This is a genomic window from Staphylococcus sp. GW821-FHT11H10 (assembly GCF_058807855.1).
This window is the reverse complement of record NZ_JBXARC010000058.1, coordinates 1-540: the sequence shown is the minus strand read 5'-3', so window position 1 is coordinate 540 and position 540 is coordinate 1. Positions and strand designations below refer to the sequence as shown.

Sequence of the window (540 nt, the reverse complement as noted above, 5' to 3'; positions counted from 1 at the left end):
AGGTAAAGCATCAAAAGAAGACTGACCTACGTCGCTTGCCGCTTGATTAATCACTCTAGACACAGTCATTGATGATATTAAGCATGACTTAGCGATAGATTTTTGAGAGCGGCATTCTTGTGCTTTATTTAAAACTGCAAGTTTTGTTTTATTTGAAATAAAGCAATGAGCGTCGACAATATTAGATTTAGCAGTAAAATGACTATCGCATGTTTTACAATAAAATCTTTGTTTTTGAAGATTTAAATAAGCGGGCATTTCCATAATTTTAAGCAAAGTAATCGTTGAGGTTTTCTTACCATTTTTTACTATAGAGAAATTATCATTTTTAGCTAAACAATTTTCACAATATGTAGGTTGATAAGTGAGCTCGGCATAATAAAACAGGCTCATTCGTCCTTTATATTTTTTCTCAATCACTTCGTCTGAAAAATTGATATTTTTATCTTTAATTCTTAATGTTTTTAATATAGACTTACACATAGGCGCATTACCTTTCTTTTTTATTTTGTTTGGTAGCTAATAATTATAGAGGTAATT

The 540-nt window shown here is 30.0% G+C and carries 1 protein-coding gene; it reads right to left on the bottom strand.

Annotated elements, in window-relative coordinates; translation table 11 throughout:
* A partial coding sequence (locus AC1RRU_RS12595; RefSeq protein WP_301970491.1) for a transposase family protein occupies window positions 1–483 on the bottom strand: 483 nt, incomplete at its 3' end.
* Between the last annotated feature and the right edge of the window lie 57 nt (window positions 484–540).